Origin of the sequence: Rhodopseudomonas sp. AAP120 (assembly GCF_001295845.1) — a bacterium.
GTDB lineage: Bacteria > Pseudomonadota > Alphaproteobacteria > Rhizobiales > Xanthobacteraceae > Rhodopseudomonas.
Window position 1 is genome coordinate 24884 of record NZ_LJIC01000134.1, and the last position, 17452, is coordinate 42335.

At 64.4% G+C, this 17452-nt stretch carries 15 protein-coding genes and 2 pseudogenes; 7 read left to right on the forward strand and 10 right to left on the reverse strand.

Annotated elements, in window-relative coordinates; all coding sequences use genetic code 11:
• Positions 1-52: 52 nt before the first annotated feature.
• The gene (locus IP86_RS20350) at positions 53-2605 is read right to left on the reverse strand and encodes a heavy metal translocating P-type ATPase (protein WP_054164252.1); all 2553 of its coding nucleotides are present in this window, start codon (positions 2603-2605) and stop codon (positions 53-55) included.
• A 395-nt stretch (positions 2606-3000) separates the two neighbouring features.
• On the opposite strand from IP86_RS20350, the gene IP86_RS20355 reads away from it, so the two are divergent.
• Entirely contained in the window at positions 3001-3846 is an 846-nt protein-coding gene (locus IP86_RS20355; RefSeq protein WP_054164253.1) for a universal stress protein, read from the forward strand.
• 70 nt (positions 3847-3916) lie between these two features.
• The gene (locus IP86_RS20360) at positions 3917-4375 is read left to right on the forward strand and encodes a hypothetical protein (protein WP_244526139.1); all 459 of its coding nucleotides are present in this window, start codon (positions 3917-3919) and stop codon (positions 4373-4375) included.
• 70 nt (positions 4376-4445) lie between these two features.
• On the opposite strand, the gene IP86_RS20365 is transcribed toward IP86_RS20360, so the two are convergent.
• From IP86_RS20365 to IP86_RS20380, 4 genes and pseudogenes are all read right to left on the reverse strand, one after another.
• On the reverse strand, positions 4446-5570 hold the full coding sequence (locus IP86_RS20365; RefSeq protein WP_054164254.1) for an ABC transporter permease: 1125 nt from the start codon (positions 5568-5570) through the stop codon (positions 4446-4448).
• A 3-nt stretch (positions 5571-5573) separates the two neighbouring features.
• Positions 5574-8348: a ribosome-associated ATPase/putative transporter RbbA gene (rbbA, locus tag IP86_RS20370; protein ID WP_054164255.1), complete on the reverse strand. Its 2775-nt coding sequence runs from the start codon at positions 8346-8348 to the stop codon at positions 5574-5576.
• On the reverse strand, positions 8345-9421 hold the full coding sequence (locus IP86_RS20375) for an HlyD family secretion protein (protein WP_054164256.1): 1077 nt from the start codon (positions 9419-9421) through the stop codon (positions 8345-8347). Before IP86_RS20375 ends, rbbA begins: the two co-directional genes overlap by 4 nt.
• A gap of 37 nt (positions 9422-9458) precedes the next feature.
• Positions 9459-10154 (reverse strand): annotated as a pseudogene (locus tag IP86_RS20380) (acetate/propionate family kinase); the annotation flags it as partial.
• A 7-nt stretch (positions 10155-10161) separates the two neighbouring features.
• Between IP86_RS20380 and IP86_RS20385 the strand changes: the two are divergent.
• Together IP86_RS20385 and IP86_RS20390 are read left to right on the forward strand one after the other, a co-directional pair.
• Positions 10162-10944 (forward strand): annotated as a pseudogene (locus IP86_RS20385) (type IV secretory system conjugative DNA transfer family protein); the annotation flags it as partial.
• Positions 10945-11106: 162 nt separating this feature from the next.
• A complete protein-coding gene (locus IP86_RS20390; RefSeq protein WP_082364143.1) occupies positions 11107-11529 on the forward strand; it encodes a thermonuclease family protein in 423 nt (140 codons plus the stop codon).
• Between the two features lie 80 nt (positions 11530-11609).
• Here the strand turns inward: IP86_RS20390 and IP86_RS20395 are convergent, their stop codons facing one another.
• Entirely contained in the window at positions 11610-12536 is a 927-nt protein-coding gene (locus tag IP86_RS20395) for a class I SAM-dependent methyltransferase (RefSeq protein ID WP_197279904.1), read from the reverse strand.
• A 268-nt stretch (positions 12537-12804) separates the two neighbouring features.
• On the opposite strand from IP86_RS20395, the gene IP86_RS20400 reads away from it, so the two are divergent.
• The 3 genes from IP86_RS20400 to IP86_RS20410 all read left to right on the forward strand — a co-directional run bounded on the left by IP86_RS20400 (position 12805) and on the right by IP86_RS20410 (position 14022).
• On the forward strand, positions 12805-13206 hold the full coding sequence (locus IP86_RS20400; protein WP_054164259.1) for a hypothetical protein: 402 nt from the start codon (positions 12805-12807) through the stop codon (positions 13204-13206).
• Between the two features lie 235 nt (positions 13207-13441).
• Positions 13442-13687 carry a WGR domain-containing protein gene (locus tag IP86_RS20405; RefSeq protein ID WP_054164260.1) on the forward strand — a complete coding sequence of 82 codons (246 nt, stop codon included), beginning with the start codon at positions 13442-13444 and terminating at the stop codon, positions 13685-13687.
• A 146-nt stretch (positions 13688-13833) separates the two neighbouring features.
• On the forward strand, positions 13834-14022 hold the full coding sequence (locus tag IP86_RS20410; protein WP_054164261.1) for a hypothetical protein: 189 nt from the start codon (positions 13834-13836) through the stop codon (positions 14020-14022).
• Here IP86_RS20410 and IP86_RS20415 read toward each other — a convergent pair whose 3' ends face one another.
• The 4 genes from IP86_RS20415 to IP86_RS20430 all read right to left on the reverse strand — a co-directional run bounded on the left by IP86_RS20415 (position 14023) and on the right by IP86_RS20430 (position 17226).
• Positions 14023-14292 carry a DUF4326 domain-containing protein gene (locus IP86_RS20415; protein ID WP_054164262.1) on the reverse strand — a complete coding sequence of 90 codons (270 nt, stop codon included), beginning with the start codon at positions 14290-14292 and terminating at the stop codon, positions 14023-14025.
• A 66-nt stretch (positions 14293-14358) separates the two neighbouring features.
• A complete protein-coding gene (locus IP86_RS20420) occupies positions 14359-14709 on the reverse strand; it encodes a DUF736 domain-containing protein (protein ID WP_054164263.1) in 351 nt (116 codons plus the stop codon).
• A gap of 645 nt (positions 14710-15354) precedes the next feature.
• On the reverse strand, positions 15355-16281 hold the full coding sequence (locus IP86_RS20425) for an ArdC family protein (protein ID WP_054164264.1): 927 nt from the start codon (positions 16279-16281) through the stop codon (positions 15355-15357).
• Between the two features lie 357 nt (positions 16282-16638).
• Complete coding sequence (locus IP86_RS20430; RefSeq protein WP_054164265.1) at positions 16639-17226, reverse strand: hypothetical protein; 588 nt, start codon at positions 17224-17226, stop codon at positions 16639-16641.
• Positions 17227-17452: the final 226 nt, after the last annotated feature.

Genomic DNA, 17452 nt, shown 5'->3' on the forward strand with positions numbered 1-17452 from the left:
TATCCGCCCACATTGCCCGGGCGGCTCCTCCGGTGGGGAATACGCCGAGCTGCTATTGTCTCTTGTCGCGATACGCGAGCAGCCGCAGCGCGTTGACGACGACCACGAGCGTCGAACCCTCATGCACCGCGACTGCCGCACCGATGCTGAGCCCCATGATCGTCGCCGGCACCAAGATCACGACCACGCCGAGGCTGATGAACACGTTCTGCAAGATGATCCCGCGGGTGTGGCGGCTGAGGCCCACAGCAAAGGGCAGGTGACTGAGATCGTCGGCCATCAGCGCGACGTCCGCAGTCTCTAGAGCGACGTCGGAGCCGGCCGCGCCCATCGCGATGCCAACCGTCGCGCTCGCCATCGCAGGCGCGTCATTCACGCCGTCGCCGACCATGGCGACCTTCTGCTCGGCGCTCAGCTTCTTGATCGCCTCAACCTTGTCCTCCGGCATCAGATCGCCCCAGGCCTCATCGAGCCCGACATCCTTGGCGATAGCGTCGGCGACCTTCTGGTGATCGCCGGAGATCATGATCATCCGCTTGATGCCGAGCGTGTGCAGCTCGGCCAGCGCCTTGCGCGCGGCGGCGCGTGGCGTATCCATCAAGCCTATCGCACCGAGTTCCTTGTCGCCGTAGCGCACGACCATCGTGGTGCGGCCGCCGTCGCGCAGTTTCGCAATGGCCGCTCTCATGGCCTCGCCCAGCGGCGCAATGCCGTCGGCGCCGAACATCTCGGCCTTGCCGATCCAGACCGGCTTGCCCTCCAGCGCTGCGGTCACCCCGCGTCCGGTGAGGCTCTTGAGATCCTGCGCCTCCGGGACGTCGCGTCCACCCAACCGCTCACGGCCGTCGCGTGCGATCGCCTCCGCGAGCGGATGATCGCTGAGTTGCTCGACGGCCACGGCAACCCTGAGCAGTTCCTCTTGCGAAACGCCCTCGGCCGGGACGATGTCGGTGATGCGCGGACGGCCCTCCGTCAGCGTGCCGGTCTTGTCGAAGGCGATCGCGCTTAACGAGCCGAGATTTTCCAGTGGCGCGCCGCCTTTTACGAGGACGCCGCCGCGCGCCGCGCGCGCCACGCCAGACAGCACGGCGCTGGGCGTCGCGATCGCCAGCGCACAGGGGCTAGCCGCCACCAGGACCGCCATCGCGCGATAAAAGCTCGCGCTGAACGGCTCGTCGATCACCACCCAGGCGAACAGCAGAATGACGGCGAGCGCCAGCACGGCCGGCACAAAAATGCGCTCGAACTTATCGGTGAAACGCTGGGTCGGCGATTTCTGAGTCTCGGCCTCGCTCACCATCTGCACGACCTTGGCGAGCGCTGTTTCCGTCGAAAGACGCGTCACCTCGATCTCGATCGCACCCGCGCCGTTGATGGTGCCGGCGAAGACGCGCGAGGATGAGTCCACGGCGTTGGGCTTGGCCCGTGCCTTGGCAATGTCCTCGACAGGCCGCTTGTCGACCGGGATGCTCTCGCCGGTCACCGGCGCCTGGTTGACGCTCGACTCGCCCTTGACCAGGAATCCATCGGCCGGCAGCCGCTCATTCGGACGCACGACAACCACGTCACCGACCACGAGGTCCTCTACGGGGACCTCGCGCGTCTCGCCGTCGCGGCGGACAGTGGCAGTTCGTGGAGCCAGTTCGGCGAGCGCTTCAATCGCCTGCTTGGCCCGCCCCATCGCATAGTGCTCGAGCGCGTGGCCGAGGCTGAACAGGAACAGCAGCAGCGCCCCTTCCGCGAAGGCGCCGAGCGCCGCGGCGCCCGCCGCTGCGACCAACATCAGCGTGTCGATCTCGAACTTCCTGAGGCGCAGATTGTCGATCGCTTCGCGCAGCGTATAGAATCCGCCGAAGAAATAGGCGGCGATATAGCAGGCGGTCGGCAGCCAGGAGGGAGCCGTCGGCAGGAGCTTCTCGATCGCGACGCCGACGCCAAGCAGAGCGCCACAAATGAGCGAGAAGATCAGTTCGGTGTTGGGCCCCAGAAGGCCGCCATGCGCATGATCGTGATCTTTTTCGCCCCTGCCGCCCTTTTCTTCGCCGTGATCGTGGCCGGCATGATCGGGACCGGCATGACTATGGTCCCCATGCGCGTCAGCCGCCTCGTCCGTCCCGGAACGCCGCGGCTCCGGCGCAGGCGCCCGGGCGACGACCTGCTCACGCACCGTGACACCCATTTTGGCGAGCGCATCGCGGATGGCCTTCTCAGACCCCTGGCTCCGGTCAAATTCAACACGCACCACCCCGCCGGCGCTCGCTTGCGCCTCCAGTACGCCCGGCAATGTACGCAGACCATCGGCAACCGTGCGTGCCCGGCGCTGGTGGGCGATCCCTTCGACCTGCCACAGCAGATGGCCGAACCGTTCGCTGATCGTGGCACCGGCGCTCGCCGCGAGCTCGCGGATCCGCGGTAGTGGTATGATCTCCGGGTCGTAGTGCACGCAAAGCTGGGCCGGCTCGCCCGGGCCGGTGCCCCGCACGTGCACCTCCTCGACGCCCGCGCGCCCGCCGATCTCCGAGGTGAGCCGCGCGACGCAGGCATCGTCGGCGTCCGGCACGTCAGGCAGCAGGATCGGAATATCCAGACGAAGTTTTTCGGTCATCTCACACCTCTTTGCCTCAAGCCACTGACGACGATGGGAGAGCGCTGCCAGCCTGTGCTGGCCGCTTCCTCATCATTTCTCCGAGATGGAGACGGGGCTGACCGGACTGTTCTCACGATTGCATAAATGCCGCGATAGTCCAATCTTCGTAAAGCCTCAATAGTAGAAACGCTTTTCGTTCTGACGCCCGCAGCGCATGCCAAGATCACCGCAATGTTCGCCGCTCCTCTTCCGGTTGAGCGGACCGGCAATCGGTCGGATCGGGCGATCTTTGGTGCAATGAATAGCTAGACTAATGTTTGTTCTCTCGGCCAGATTGTTGAGCGAGATCAACCCCTGCAAGCGCAAGATGCGATAACAATTGGCTGAGCCAGCGCGGAGAAAATGGAGAACAGATGGCCTTCAAAGACTTGCTGATGGTCCTGACGACCTACCCGGATCCAACGCCGGTCGCGGAGCTCGCCCAAGGCGTTGACTTCGCCGCAGCCATCGGCGCCAAGATTTCGGCCGTCGCCTGTGAGGTTGAATTTCAAATTCCAGGAAGCATTGTCGGTAACCTGTTTAATGTTCCCGCATTGGCCGCCGCTGAGAGCAAGAAGAGTTCGGCGAACGCGCAGATGCTCTTGACCGCATTCCAGGAGGCCGCTGAACAGCGGGGAGTATTTCATGAGCGGCGATCGGAGACTTGCCTAATCTCAGACGTTGCGGATGTAGTGATCGGACATGCCCGACTTCGCGATCTAACGATTGTCCCCGTGGGCGAGGGTGGAGCTGTCGATATCGGCGACTGGTACGTTGAACAGATCGTATTCGAATCGGGACGCCCTACACTCATCATCCCGAAGCCAGCCAGTCATCGCGGTGCGTTGAATACTGTCGTAGTGGCTTGGGATTTCAGCCGACCTGCAGCGAGGACGATTGCCGACGCAATTCCGATACTGGCAATGGCCAAGCGGGTGTACGTCGTGACGGTCACCGGCGACAAGGCAATCAATACCAGGCATTCTGGCGCAGAACTCTCAAAGCATCTGGCCCATCATGACGTCGAGGTCACCTTGGATACGGTCGATGCCGCCGGTAGAAGCACCGGTGACGCACTCGATTCGTATGTTGCCTCACGCGAGGCTGACCTTCTTGTCATGGGAGCATACGGACACTCTCGCATTCGGGATTTCATCCTCGGCGGGGCGACAAAAAGCATGCTTGCGCGGCCATCGCTTCCGATCTTTCTGTCGCACTGATTGAGAGCACGAACGGCTTTCTCAGGGCTGCGCGATGATACGCCTGCAAACCGACATACAAGTGCCCGGCTTGAACAGCCGTGAAGTGACCGACTTCATGCTGAACTGCGACGACGCCAGCTATCAAGCCTGGTGGCCCGGGGTTCACTTGCGATTTCACACTGTGCGCAAGGTCGCAGGCGATGTCGGCAACCTGATTTACATGGATGAATATGTCGGTCGTTTCCGCCTGAAATTCCATGCGGTTGTGACCGCCTCGATTCCAGGCAAGGAGATCACCTGGCAGTTCGTCAGGGGCGTGCGGCTCCCCGGAAGACTCATCCTGGGCCTCGAAGACGAAGCGGACGGCGTGGCGATCTCTCACGTGGTCGAGGCCGGATTTCGCGGTCCGGGCCGCATATTCGATGCGGTCTTGCGCTTTTCGTTCACGCCCGAATTCGCGGATGCGTTGGACGAGCACGTGCGCACCGAATTTCCGAAGCTACGGGACTTGCTGCGTTCGCGGGGCTCTGGGGCCGCCAAGGCGTAGCGCAAAGGCGATCCGCCGCTTTTTGCGTTCGTGCGTCGGCTGGGCCTTGGATGGTGTTTGCTCTGCTTTTTTATCGTCCACGGGATCGCAAGGACTTCCGGAACCGCCACAGCGACAGCAGGAAGAAGGCAAGGCCGATCGCGAACAGGTTTAGCAATTGAGGCCAGACCGCACCGAGTCCCGCGCCCCGGAACAGGATCGACTGCGACAGGGACACGAAATGCGTGTCGGGCGCGGCCATCATGACCGCGCGGACAGCACTTGGCATGCTCTCCGCGGGCGTCAATCCGCCGGCGAGGACCTGCAGCGGAAACAGCACCATCAGCAGCAGCAGACCAAACTGCGGCATCGATCCTGCTATCGTCGCAAGGAGGATGCCCAGCGAGGTGGTCGCAAATAACTGCAAAACCAAGCCCAGCATGAGCAGCCAAAGAGAACCGGCAACCGGAATCGCAAGCCAGGTCTGTACCACGAAGGTGAGCGCGAACAGGGCGGCCACGAACACCGCGAGCGCCATCGGCCAGATCTTTGCCAGCATGATCTCGATCGGTGTAACCGGCATGACCAGGAGATGCTCGATCGTGCCGCGCTCACGCTCTCGAATGAGCGCTGCGCCAGCCAGAATGACGGACAAGAGGGAGACGTTGTTGATGACCTCCATCATCGCGCTGAACCAGCCGGCAATGAGCTCGGGGTTGAAGCGAGCGCGCAGCACCAAATCGACCGGCGCCGCTTCCGCAGGACGATAGTGCCGTGCGAATTCGGTGACCTCGGCCGAGACGATCGCCCGCACATAGCCGGCGCCGGTGAACGCCTGAGTCATGCGGGTCGCGTCGACGTTGAACTGGATCGCCGGCTCGCTGCCGGCCAAAACGTCGCGTTCGAAATTGGGCGGGATCACGAGCGCGAAAGTGTCGATGCCTGCATCCATGCGCTGGTTCATTTCGGGGAGCGAAATGACCTTGGGGGCACTGAAATAGGGACGATAAAAGGCCGACGCGATCCGCGCCGACAGCGACGAGACGTCCTCGTCGACGATCGAGATCGGCGCGTTGTTGAGATAGAGCGGAACCGCCGTCGCTGCGACGTAGATCTGCAAGGAGAAGGCGTAGGCAATCAGTGCCAGCAGAGCGGGATTGCGAACGAGGCTCCATAACTCCTTGACGCCCAGCCGCCAGATGTTCGAGGCACGCATGGCTCAGCGCGCCTGCTTCTTGAGAAAAAGCACGCTCAGGCCGATCAGGACCGGACCCGCGGCCAAAAGCGGCACCAGGGATGACCGGAGTTCGGCAAACCCCAGCGCCTTGGAGAAGGCGCCGCGCGCGATGGTGACGAAGTGGGTCGCCGGGTTGACCGCGCCGATGAGGACGGCCGAACCTTCCATGGAGGCGACCGGATCGATCATGCCGGAATACTTGACCGCCAGCAGCATGGTCGCGAGCGTGGTGAGGAAGATCGCCGCGATCTGGCTGTTCATAAAACTCGAGATGAACAGTCCGAGCGCGGTCGTCGCGATGACATAGAACAGCCCGCCGGCGATGAAGGCGGCAAGGTTTCCGTTGAAGGGAACGCCTTGCACGAAGATGCCGAACGCCGTCAGCGTGACGAGATTCATCATCGCCAGGCCGACATAGGGCAATTGCTTGCCGAGCAGAAATTCCAGCCGGGAGACGGGCGTGACGTAGAAATTGACGATCGAGCCGAGGTCTTTCTCCCGGACGATGCTGAGCGTCGCGAGCATCGCGGGAATGAGCAGGAGAAGCATGGCGATGACCGCCGGCACAATGGCCTTGCGGCTCTCCACGTTCGGATTGTAGCGGAAGCGGGTTTCAAGCTGGAAGTCGCCCGCCAGCGCCCGGGGACCGAGCTTCTCGCGCATCGCCTGCGCCATCCAGTTGGCATGGACGCCTTCGACATAGGCGCGCGCGGTCTCGGCGCGCGACGGCATGGCGCCGTCGATCCACGCGCCGATCTGCACCGGACGGCCACGCTCCGCGTCGCGCGCAAAGCCCGGCGGAATCTCGATGGCAAGGCTGAGCTCGCCGCTGCGCATGCGGCGATCCAGGTCCGCGTAATCGGCGATGGGCGGACGTTCCGTGAAATAGCGCGAGCCCGCGATATCGAGATCATAGCTCCGGCTGATCGTGGTCTGATCGTGGTCAAGAACCGCATAAGGCAGGTTCTCGACGTCCATGCTGAGCCCGTACCCTATCACGAAAAGCAGAAGAAGGCTGCCGATGAAGGCGAAGGAGGCGCGGATCGGATCACGACGCAGTTCAAGAGTCTCGCGTCGGGCGTAGCTCATCATGCGCCGGACGTCGAAGAAACGCCGCGTGCTCGCATTGGGATTCGCGCTGGCATGCGACCGAGCAGCGTCGGACGTCGCCGGTGCGGTGACAGCCTGGCCGCCGCCCGCTTCCTGCAAGTGGCCGATGAAGGCTTCTTCGAGATTTGCCGCGCCACGCGCTTCCACGATCGCGGCAGGCGTATCGCTGACGAGCACCTTGCCCGCATGCATCAGGGAGATGCGATCGCAGCGTTCCGCCTCGTTCATGAAATGTGTGGAGATGAAGATGGTGACGCCGTCCTGGCGCGACAGATCGACGAAGCTCTGCCACAGCGCATCGCGCGCGACCGGATCGACGCCCGAGGTCGGCTCGTCGAGGATCAATATTTCCGGGGCATGGATCGTCGCCACGGCCAGCGAGAGCCGCTGCGTGACGCCGAGCGGCAAGGCATCCGGCAGGCCGTCCATGATCTCGGTTAAGTCGAAACGCGTCGCCATCGCGTCGACGCGGGACGGGATGTCGGCAGCAGGCAATTCGAATAGCTGGGCGTGCAGTTCCAGATTTTGCCGCACGGTGAGTTCGGAATAGAGCGAGAAGAACTGCGACATGTAGCCGACGCGCCGGCGCGTCCCGAGATCTTGCGGATCGAGTTCACGACCGAACAACCGGGCCGTGCCGCCGCTCGCGGGCAGCAGGCCGGCCAGCATCTTCATGGTGGTAGTCTTGCCGCAACCGTTCGAGCCGAGAAACCCGAAAATCTCCCCGCGCGGAATGCGAAAACTGACATGGTCGACAGCGGTGAAGTCTCCGAACCGGGCGGTGAGACCCTCGGCCTCGATCGCCGGCTCCTTGCCGTTGTCCTCTGGCCGCGGCGGAATCACCACCGCGCGATGCTGCTTACGCCTCTCGTCCGGCATCAACGCGATGAAGGCGGCGTCCAGCGACGACGTCCGGGTCTGGGCCTGAAGCTCGGCGGGGCTGCCGGCGGCGAGCACGCGCCCGGCATCCATGGCCACCAGCCAGTCGAACCCGGCCGCCTCCGCCATATAAGCCGTCGCGACGATCACGCTCATTTCCAGCCGCTCGGCCCTGATGCCGGCGATCAGATCCCAGAACTGGCGGCGCGCCAGCGGATCGACGCCGGTGGTCGGCTCGTCGAGGATCAGAAGGTCGGGATCGTGGATCAGCGCGCAGCAGAGGCCCAGCTTCTGCTTCATGCCGCCGGAGAGCTTGCCGACGGCTCTGTCCCGAAACGGACCGAGGCCGGTGCTGACGAGCAGGTCATGGATGCGCCGCTCGCGCTCCGCCTTGGCGTGGCCGAACAGTCGCCCGAAGAAGTCAATGTTCTCGAACACTGAAAGCGTCGGATAAAGGTTCTTGCCGAGTCCCTGCGGCATATAGGCGATGCGAGGACCAACCCCGTTGCGCTCGCGCGCGCTGGACATATTCGCGCCGAGCGCCTCGACATAACCCTGCTGCACCTTGCGGGCGCCGGCGATCAGCGACAGCAATGTCGATTTGCCGACGCCGTCAGGCCCAATCAGGCCAAGCATGCGCCCGGTCGGAAAGTCGAGCGTGATATCGTCGAGCGCGCGCTTCTTTTTGAAGACATGGCTGACTCCTCGCAGCCGAGCAGCAAGCACAGCCGGCTCTAACGTGCGCTGTTCCTGCTCATGCGAGATCATTCCAACACTCTTTGCGGAAGGGTCTCCGGCCATTGCGCCGCCGGATTGAGCTTCACATACGCCACTCCCGGCAAGCCCGGCTTGACGTACTCGGAATATTTCTTGAGCAAGTCGCGTGCGATCCGCACGCGGACACGGAACATCAGGCCTTGCCGTTGTTCCGCTGTCTCGACCGTCTTCGGCGTGAACTGCGCGATGTCGGACAGGAAGGACACCGTCGCGGGTATCGCCACGTCCGGCGCCGTATCAAGCACGATGCGAGCCTCCGCACCGAGCGAGAGGCGGCCGGCCTGGGCGGTCGGCAGGAAGAAGGTCATGTAGACGTCGTTGAGGTCGATCAGGTTGAGCACCCGGCCGCCAGCGGCGATCACTTCGCCCGGCTGCGCCACGCGGTATTGCACCCGTCCATCGCGTGGAGACCGAAGGGCACTGTCGTTGATGTCGACCTGAATACGCTCGATCGTGGCTTCGGCCGCTTCGATGTTGGCTTCGGCATCGACGATCTTAGCCCGCGCCGAAGCGATGCTCGCCTCGGCTGCAGCGACTTGCGCACGCGCGGCGTCACGTGCGGCCGTCGCTCCTTCCCTCCGGGCCCGGTCGTCATCGAGCGTCTGAAGCGACACGGCATTGCGTTCCGCCAACTGCTCCGACCGCTCCAGCCGGCGTTGCGCGGCGTCGAGCTCGGTCGCCCGCTGTGCGAGAACCGCCTGCGCCGCGGAGCGCTCGGCTTCGCGCTGTGAAACTCCGCTCTGCGCCGCCTGCTTGGCAATCTGGCTTCGCTGCAGAAGGGCGCGTGCCTCCCGCAACTGGGCCTGGAGCGGAAGCGTATCCATGTGAACGAGTATCTGTCCGGAAGTGACGACATCGCCTTCCTGAACGAGGATTTCCCTGATCCTCCCCGACGAACGGGCCGCGATGTCGATCGCGACCGCCTCCATGCGACCGTTCCCGCTCGCAATTCCGGCCGGCAATTCGCTCTTGGTCAGCTGCTGCGTCAGATACCAACCGCCGACGCCTGCTGCGACGGCGATGGCAATCCAGAGCCACGGCTTTCCTGTGAACACCTTGCTCATTCCGGCCATTCCTTCCTGGCCTGATCGGTGAACGGCCTCATGAAGGATCTTTCCTAATGACCTGGAGTGTGTGAAGGGCGATCATGCGCTCTTCATCGGTGGGTATGACGAGGATTGCTACGGGGCTGTCGGGCGTCGATATCCGCAGAGCGCTGTCGCGATTGGTCGCCTCGTCGATCCGAAGGCCAGCCCAAGCGAGCCGGCCGCAGATCCGGTGGCGCACATCGGCGTGGTTCTCGCCGATGCCGGCGGTGAACACGAAGGCATCGAGTCCGCTGAGCGAGGCGATGAGGCCGCCCGCCTCACGCGCTGCCCTCCAGCAGAAAAGTTCGATCGCTTCCTCGGCCTCGGGGCCGCCACTAGCCGATAATGTGCGCATGTCACTGGAGATTCCAGACACGCCCAGCAGCCCCGACTTCCGGTAGAGGAGATCCTCGACCTCCGCCGCGGACATTCCGAGCTGCGTCTGGAGATGAAGCACAACGCCGGGATCGATGGCGCCGCAGCGGGTTCCCATCATGAGCCCGTCGAGCGCGGTGAAGCCCATGGTGGAGTCGATGCTTTTGCCGGCGCGCATCGCGCACAGGCTGGCGCCGTTGCCGAGATGAGCCGCGATCACCCGGCCGGCAGCGAGCACAGGATCAATCTCACGCAGGCGCCGCGCGATATATTCGTATGACAGACCGTGGAAGCCGTAGCGCCGAATGCCCTGCTCATGGAAGGCGCGCGGAAGGGGCAGCTTCGTGAAGGAGAATGTCGCCTCGTTCGTCAACATGACACCCGAGACCTTCAGCGGCGTCTATGCCAATGCGGTCAAGGAGACGCATTGGCTATCTTATGAGAACTATGCGGCGCTGGTGTCGGGCCGCAGCTTCTCGACCGACGAGCTGGCGGCTGGAACGATGGATGTGTTCATCAACGTCGACTTGAAGACGCTGGAGAACCATCCGGGGTTGGCGCGCCTCATCATCGGCTCGTTGATGAACGCGATCTATAACCGCGCGGGCGCGGTGGCCGGCCGCACGCTGTTCCTGCTCGATGAAGTGGCGCGGCTTGGGTTCCTGCGCGTCCTCGAGACCGCGCGTGACGCCGGACGCAAATATGGCATCACCCTTCTGATGCTGTTCCAGTCGATCGGCCAGATGCGCGAGGTCTATGGCGGCCGCGACGCCGCATCGAAGTGGTTCGAGTCGGCGTCCTGGATGTCGTTCAGCGCGATCAACGACCCCGAGACCGCCGAATACATCTCGCGGCGCTGCGGCGACACGACGGTCGAGGTCAGCCAGATCAGCCGCAGTTCGCAGGCCTCCGGGTCGTCGCGGACGCGCTCGCGGTTGCTGTCACGCCGGCCGCTGATCCTGCCGCACGAGATCACGCAGATGCGCGGCGACGAGCAGATCGTGTTCACGGCCGGCAACCCGCCGCTGCGGTGCGGACGCGCGATCTATTTCCGGCGCAAGGACATGACCGCCTGTGTTGCCAGCAACAGGTTCGCGCCCACGGGCGGGCGGCGATCGGCATAATCGCACAGAAGGCGAATCAACGGATGCGAAGGGTGCGGACGTGACGGGACGGGAGGAACAGCGCAGGTGAGGATCGGCGGACCTGGCAGAGGATCGACAGCCTATGACGTCGGCACGCGGCTTGTGATTGCGGCGTTGGTGATCGCCGGTGTCACGGCGTGGATGTTTCATTCTCGCGACGGCAGTCTGTCGGAAGCGCCGGTGACGCGCGGCGCGACGTCCGAACAGACGGTGGCCGTCACGTTCTCGATCTGCGGCGCTGGCCGGCGAACCGATTGCGTCGTCGACGGCGATACGTTCTGGTTCCGCGGCGAGAAAATCCGGATCGCCGACATCGATACGCCCGAGCTGAGCCCGCCGCGCTGCCAGCGCGAGGCCGAGCTTGGCGAGGCGGCGCAGCGGCGGTTGCAGGCGCTGCTGAATGCGGGCCCGTTCACGCTCGTCGCCGCCACGCGCGACCAAGATCAATATGGTCGCAAGCTCCGTACGGTCTCCCGCGGCGGCCGCTCCCTCGGTGACGTGCTTGTCGCCGAAGGCTTGGCGCGGCGGTGGAACGGCCCCCGGCAGAGCTGGTGCGGCGGTTGACTGCCGAAGCACCGGCTCGTGCTTCAGCTTCGGTGTTGCCTGTGGCTGGAATGCCGAACGGCAACCCCGCTCGCAACCGATCAGTCTGCCGCACGCCTGCCCGCAACGAGGTAGAACAGGCCTCCGCCCGCCGTGTGCCACCGGCGTTCCTGCACCGATGCGACGATCTCTTGATCGTGATTAAGATAGTCGTGCCAGGCTGCGTCAAAGAACGCTTCTGATCCTCCGCCTGCAATGACATTGACGCGCATTTCTTCGCGATCGTAGGGTCCGATGCCGTCGGCGCGCCAGCGCGCCAGCGCATCGAAGCCCGCGATTTCACCGGGGCTGGAATAGGGTGGATAGCTGGCACTCGCTCTGTCGGAGAGCCACACCCTGACGTCCTCGAGACCGAGGCGGGCGAACATGCCCGGTAGCTTTTCGCCGACGAATTCTGCGCCTTTGCCAAGTCGCGCTCGACCAAGGACATAGCGCCATGCCAACTCCGAGAGCCGGATCAGGCGCTCCGGCGGTTGCTCGCCCATGAGTCCGCTGAACGGGAAGCGCGCGACGAGATTGTTCGGCTCGGCGCACAGCACCAGGCCACCTGGCCGGGTGATGCGAACCAACTCCTCAAGAGCCTGCTCCGGGTGTTGGAGGTGGAGAAGCAGCGTTTGACAGGTCGCCATGTCGAACGCGCGATCAGGCAAGGGCAGATTGGTCGCCTCACCCACCAGCGCGGTAATCGAGGTGGGATCGGTGGCCAACGTGCGCAATCGAGAGAGATAGTCGATGACATGGCTTTGTTCGCGATCGATACCAACAAGACCGGCGCCGATCGCAAGATGCGGATAAAGCAGGGCGCTCCAATGGCCCACACCGCAGCCTATGTCGGCGACATCGGCGACGGCGCCGAGATTGAGGCGGTGAGCGACCAATTCGAGAAAATCTGAATTCCAGAAATAGTCGCGTTCCTTGCCGAAGAACTCGGAGGAATGCGGTCTTATAGACTTATTCGGTTTGGACATGCGTATCCCCATGACAAAGTTCGCGCGCAAGCGTGCGCGCTGGATGATTTCGGATGGGGATCGACCTCACATATGATTCCCTCTAGCACGCCGTACCTTGAAGATCGACTGCGAGTGCCGCCTTTGTGGCCGACGTTAAAGGGATCATATCGCCAGCGCTGCTCGTCTACCCCGCAGGGCCAGCCACATGGATCAACCTGGACGGTCGAAATTCAGCTATCCCAATTTAGCCCGTCCTGTGGCATTTTCGGCCTGATCAGAGGACACAATGCCAAACCGGATTACGCTCGACCCCAAGCTGCCGAAGGCCTTCGACGCGACCCCCAACGACGCACGAAGCAAGACGCAGCTCGATGCATGGTGGGATCGTCCCTATGGCGTCACGCTGTCGGATGGCCGCATCGAGGTCCGGTGCCTGAATGGCGGCGCGTGGGACCGCTCGACTCATCTCGGTATTGCAGACGATTATGACGCGGCCTGCGCCTTGGCCGAAGCCAAGCAAGCGGAATGGCTGAAGTTCCGCGAGCGCCCGTGCCTTTTGTTCGACGAAGGTCAGGTCCTGGTGATGCGGCAGGCCCAACGGCCGGACGAAGCGCAGCAGCAGCTCGCGGCGTTCCCCTCCGCGGACGCCGCGAACGCCTATCTTCGTGCGAACTTCCCCGAAGTGTAACCGCGATAGCGGGGCACCTGCCGTCCCAAGTTCGCGAGAGGATCGTCACCCGAATGGGCGGAGACCGCGCAGCGGGCTCCGTGAGCGAAGCGAATAGAGCCGTCCGCCGAAGGCGGCTCGCCCAACACGTCATGCCAAGCGCATCGGGGTTCCATCATGATTTTGAATCACTGGCGGACGATCGATTCGATCTCCTGATTGGACATCATGATGGTGACGGAGCGAGACTCGGCAGATGATCGAGGACCGCTCCACACCCACGCTGCTTCGCCGGATTGATCCTTCGCGCAACATGGCGCGGTTCTATGCCCTCAGCATCGAGCCGTCGCTGTTCGGCGCCGCTGCGCTGGTCCGGGAATGGGGCCGGATCGGCGCCCGCGGCCGGCGGCGGATCGAACTCTTTGGGCGCAGAGAAGAAGCGGAAGCGGCATTCAATCGGATCGAAAGCCGCAAGCGCCGCCGCGGCTACGTCGATCGGTGACGTGAGTGGTCGGTTCGCGCTCAGAGGCCATGTCTCCATGTCCCGCATGGATGTCGGTCAGAAGAATCCCATCAGCCAGCGATTGACATCAATCGCGCGGTGAGCGTCCTTTCAGCAATGTGGTCTGGCAAAGGAGACGCTGCGATATGCCGACGATTCAGCTTTCTGCCACGCCCAAAGGCAACGGCTATCAGGCGACCGTGACATTCCCCGACGGCGTCTCGATCAGTTCGCAGGAAACCTATCCGACGATCGCGGAAGCCCTCACCGCCGCGGCACGCAAGCTGCTCGACATGCCCGAGCGTTTGGCGACGCTCGATCGAACAGGCGCGTAATCAGCGCCTGTTGGCGAGGTCGATCAGCACGTCGCCGTGGCATGCGAGCGGCGCGCACCAGCAGACGAGATCGCGGCCGCGCAGCTCCTCGAGCGCGTTCATCAGCGCGGGCTGCGTGACGATCCACGCGCGATACTTCGCGACGACCTCGGCGCGCGAGCCGTCGCGCCCGATGACGAACGGGTTGCCCCATTTGCTCGGGCGTCCGATATAGACGCGCGTCGCGCTCGCGTGCTTGCCGACCTGTCGCGCGTTCAAGACCTTGCACATGATCGTTCTCCTTTCCGCTCACGAGCGAAGGCCCCGCCGCGCGGCGGGGCCTTCTTGCGTGACCGCTCAGTCGCGGTTCGGGCGGGACCAGATGAGCGAGTGGCCTTCCTCGCCTTCCACCTCGACCAGCGTGGCGTAGATGGGCGCTGCGAAGCTCGGGTCGTCGAGCTTGACCGAGAGATAGTCGCGGCTCGACTCCTGGGACTTCTTCTTCCACGCGGCGCCGAACTCGATGGCGCCCGCGAAGATCCGGAAGTCCGGGGCCTTCTCCGAGGTGCGCTCGGCGGCGACGATCTTCGCCTTGACGGTGCCGAGGGCGAGGGTCTTGACGGTGCCCACGAAGCCGTTGCCGTTCACGGTGAAGTTGCCGATGGTGGCCATGTTCGTGTCCTCTTTCGTTTCTCGGGCCGCGACCATCGCGACCTCGATGGCTGTCGTTGACCGGAGGCGATCGGGCCGCACCCGAAGGGCCGCAACGCAGTGGAGGACGGCCAGGGCGAGGCTTTCTTGTCTCGCGAGGAATGGGCGCGCAGCGACCAGGGGAAGAAAGCTGAGAACGGCCGTTGCGGACTTGAGATCGAGGCGGAGCGCAGCGACGACGGCCTTCGGTCAGACATGCCAAATCGAGGACGCAGTGGCGCGTCAGACCGAACGGTGGGGACACGACGAGCTGCCGGCACACCACACCGCACGGCGGCGGCGTCCCGGCGCCGGATGAAAGACCCTCCCGCACACCGCGCAAGGTCTCGCGCCGCCGACCACCACGAGACACCGGACAGCCGATCTGCGAGGCGACCGGCGATCGCCGCGGGCAGAGAGTCCGGACAGCGCAATGCCGACGTCTCGGACAGCCACGCGAACCGCCGCTGCCCCATCTCTTCGGTGCGGCTCGGTCGGGAGGGCGGAAGGACCGCTCCTCTCCGGTCGCCGGCGCAGCATGACGAAACACGCAACGAAGGCCCCGCCGCGCGGCGGGGCCTTCGTTTATTTCCAGACAAGGAGAACGATCATGTGCAAGGCGGCGCGCCTTGCCTGCCCTGCAATCGACGCAGCGGGACGGCATCATGCCGCCTCTCGCACCATGCCAGAGTCGGGCTGAAGGCCGTGAAGATAGGCGACCGCGCGTTGCGCGTGCGCCGCCGCCGAGAAGATGAAGCGCTTGTCGTTGGATAGCACGTCCAGCCACGATGCGAGGTAGCTCGCATGGTCGGGGCGCGGCTCGAGTTCAGGCACGATGTCGAGATCGGCGCAAAGGAAACATGCGCCGAGCTCAGCGACCAGCTCCTCGCGCGCGGCCACGCTGCGATCCTTCGCGTAGCGGCTGAGGTCGCGATCGACGCGGTGCGCTGGCGCGGTCCAATGCACGCTTTCATGCGCGAGCGTCGCCGTGTAGCTCTCGGCGTCGCGAAAGCTTTCGAACGGCGGCATCTGAATGATGTCGAGCGACGGCGCAAAGAACGCCTTGTCGCCGCCGTGTCGGATGGTCGCGCCGGTATTGGCGAAAAACGCGTCGGCGTGTGCGATACGCCGGGCCGGCGCGACGGTCGGTGCCGGACGCCCGTAATAATGATCCGGCAGGTTGTCGATCTGGTCGACGCAAAAGACGACATAGGCGCGCAAGAAGGGGATCGCGCGCTCGACCTCGTCGCCACGCTCATCGGTCTCGGTTTTCGTGATCCGATTGGCATACACGACCATCGTGCCGCTCTCGCCCTTGCGGACATGGCCGCCGAGCTCGACCGCCTGCTTGAACGTCATCCAGATCGGCGACGTGAAGCCGCGCGCAACGGCCTCCGACCAGAGCAGCACGACGTTGATTCCCTGATAAGGCATGCCGTTGTGGCGCAGCGGGCGCGTGATGCGTCCGGCCGTGTTGGCCGCGTTCCAAGGCTGGACCCAGGGTCGCACGCCGCGTTCGAGGTCGGCGACGATGCGATCGGTGATCCGCGCATAGATATCGGCGCGGGGCTTGGTTTCCTTCCGGCTCATGATTCAAACCTCCGTTTGGGGGCCGCGCCTATCGCGGCCCGTCACGGCGGTCCGCGGCGGAGGTCCGCGGGGCCGCGCATCCGGTCGTGAAAATGTGCCGCGTGACGATGGAGACGCCGGGCCGGAACGTCAGTGGAGGACGGCGCAGCCGTTGCGCTGCCGCGCGGGCCGGAGCATGGACCGAAAGCCGCGACGGGCCGCGACAGGCGCTTCACGTCGATTCATTTTCTATTTGCGTAATTCTCTTGCAGCGTTTGCGCGGCGGCGGCGCGCGACATGAAAAAGGCCGGCCCTGAAGGGGCCGGCCGGCATTGGATGATAGTGGAAGAAGGCGGGGCCGAAGCCCCGCCAGCGGCGTCAGCCGAACGCCGCCATCTGCACCTCTGCCGCCTTGCGGCTGACGGTCTCGCCGGGCTGCTCGGACTGACGCTCGAACGGCTTCCAGCTCTCGCCGACGACGTGTTCGTAAGCCGCCACGGCGCCCTCGGCTGCCATGCGCAGCGCGTGGGCTTGAAGGGCGACCTCAGCGGCGAACTCGCGCTTGCGCTGTGCCGCCGAGTCGAAGCCGACCGGACCATCGAGGTCCGCGTCGCGCGCATCGTTGGCGAGTCGCGCCGTGGCTTCGCGCGCTTCGGTGACAGCGCGACTGTAGAACTGCCCAGCGCCGTGCGCGGAGCCGACATACGACCCGACGATGCGCTGCAGGTGGATCTGCATGGCGCGTTCGCTGAGGCCTTCGTTGAGCGCGTCGGCGGTTTCGACGATGAGCCGCTGGTGCAGATCGCGGATGCCGTCGCTGTCGAGGACGGTGAGGCCGAAGCTCTCCGCGATGCGGGTGGCTTGCGCGGCGTCCGGGCAAACGAGCCGGATCATTTCGAGGGTAGTGCCGCGACGGAGCGGGACGACGCGGGCGCTGGTGCGGGGTGCGCGGGCGGTTTTGGTCATGTGCAGTCCTTTCCTGGTTTCGCCGCCGGGTTCGATCCGGCCCCTGCCGGACCTCCCTTCGGGTGCGGTCGCCGGGCGCCGCCGGATTGAGGGCCGCTTCAAGGCCCGGGGGCCGCCAGGCGAGCGAGGTCCGGTTGCGGACAAGCGGGGCGAAAGCCCTGCGCAGGCCGCGGCCGGGCCTTGGCGAGATCGGCGGGCTCCGGTCGCTTGCGACTTGGCCTTGAAG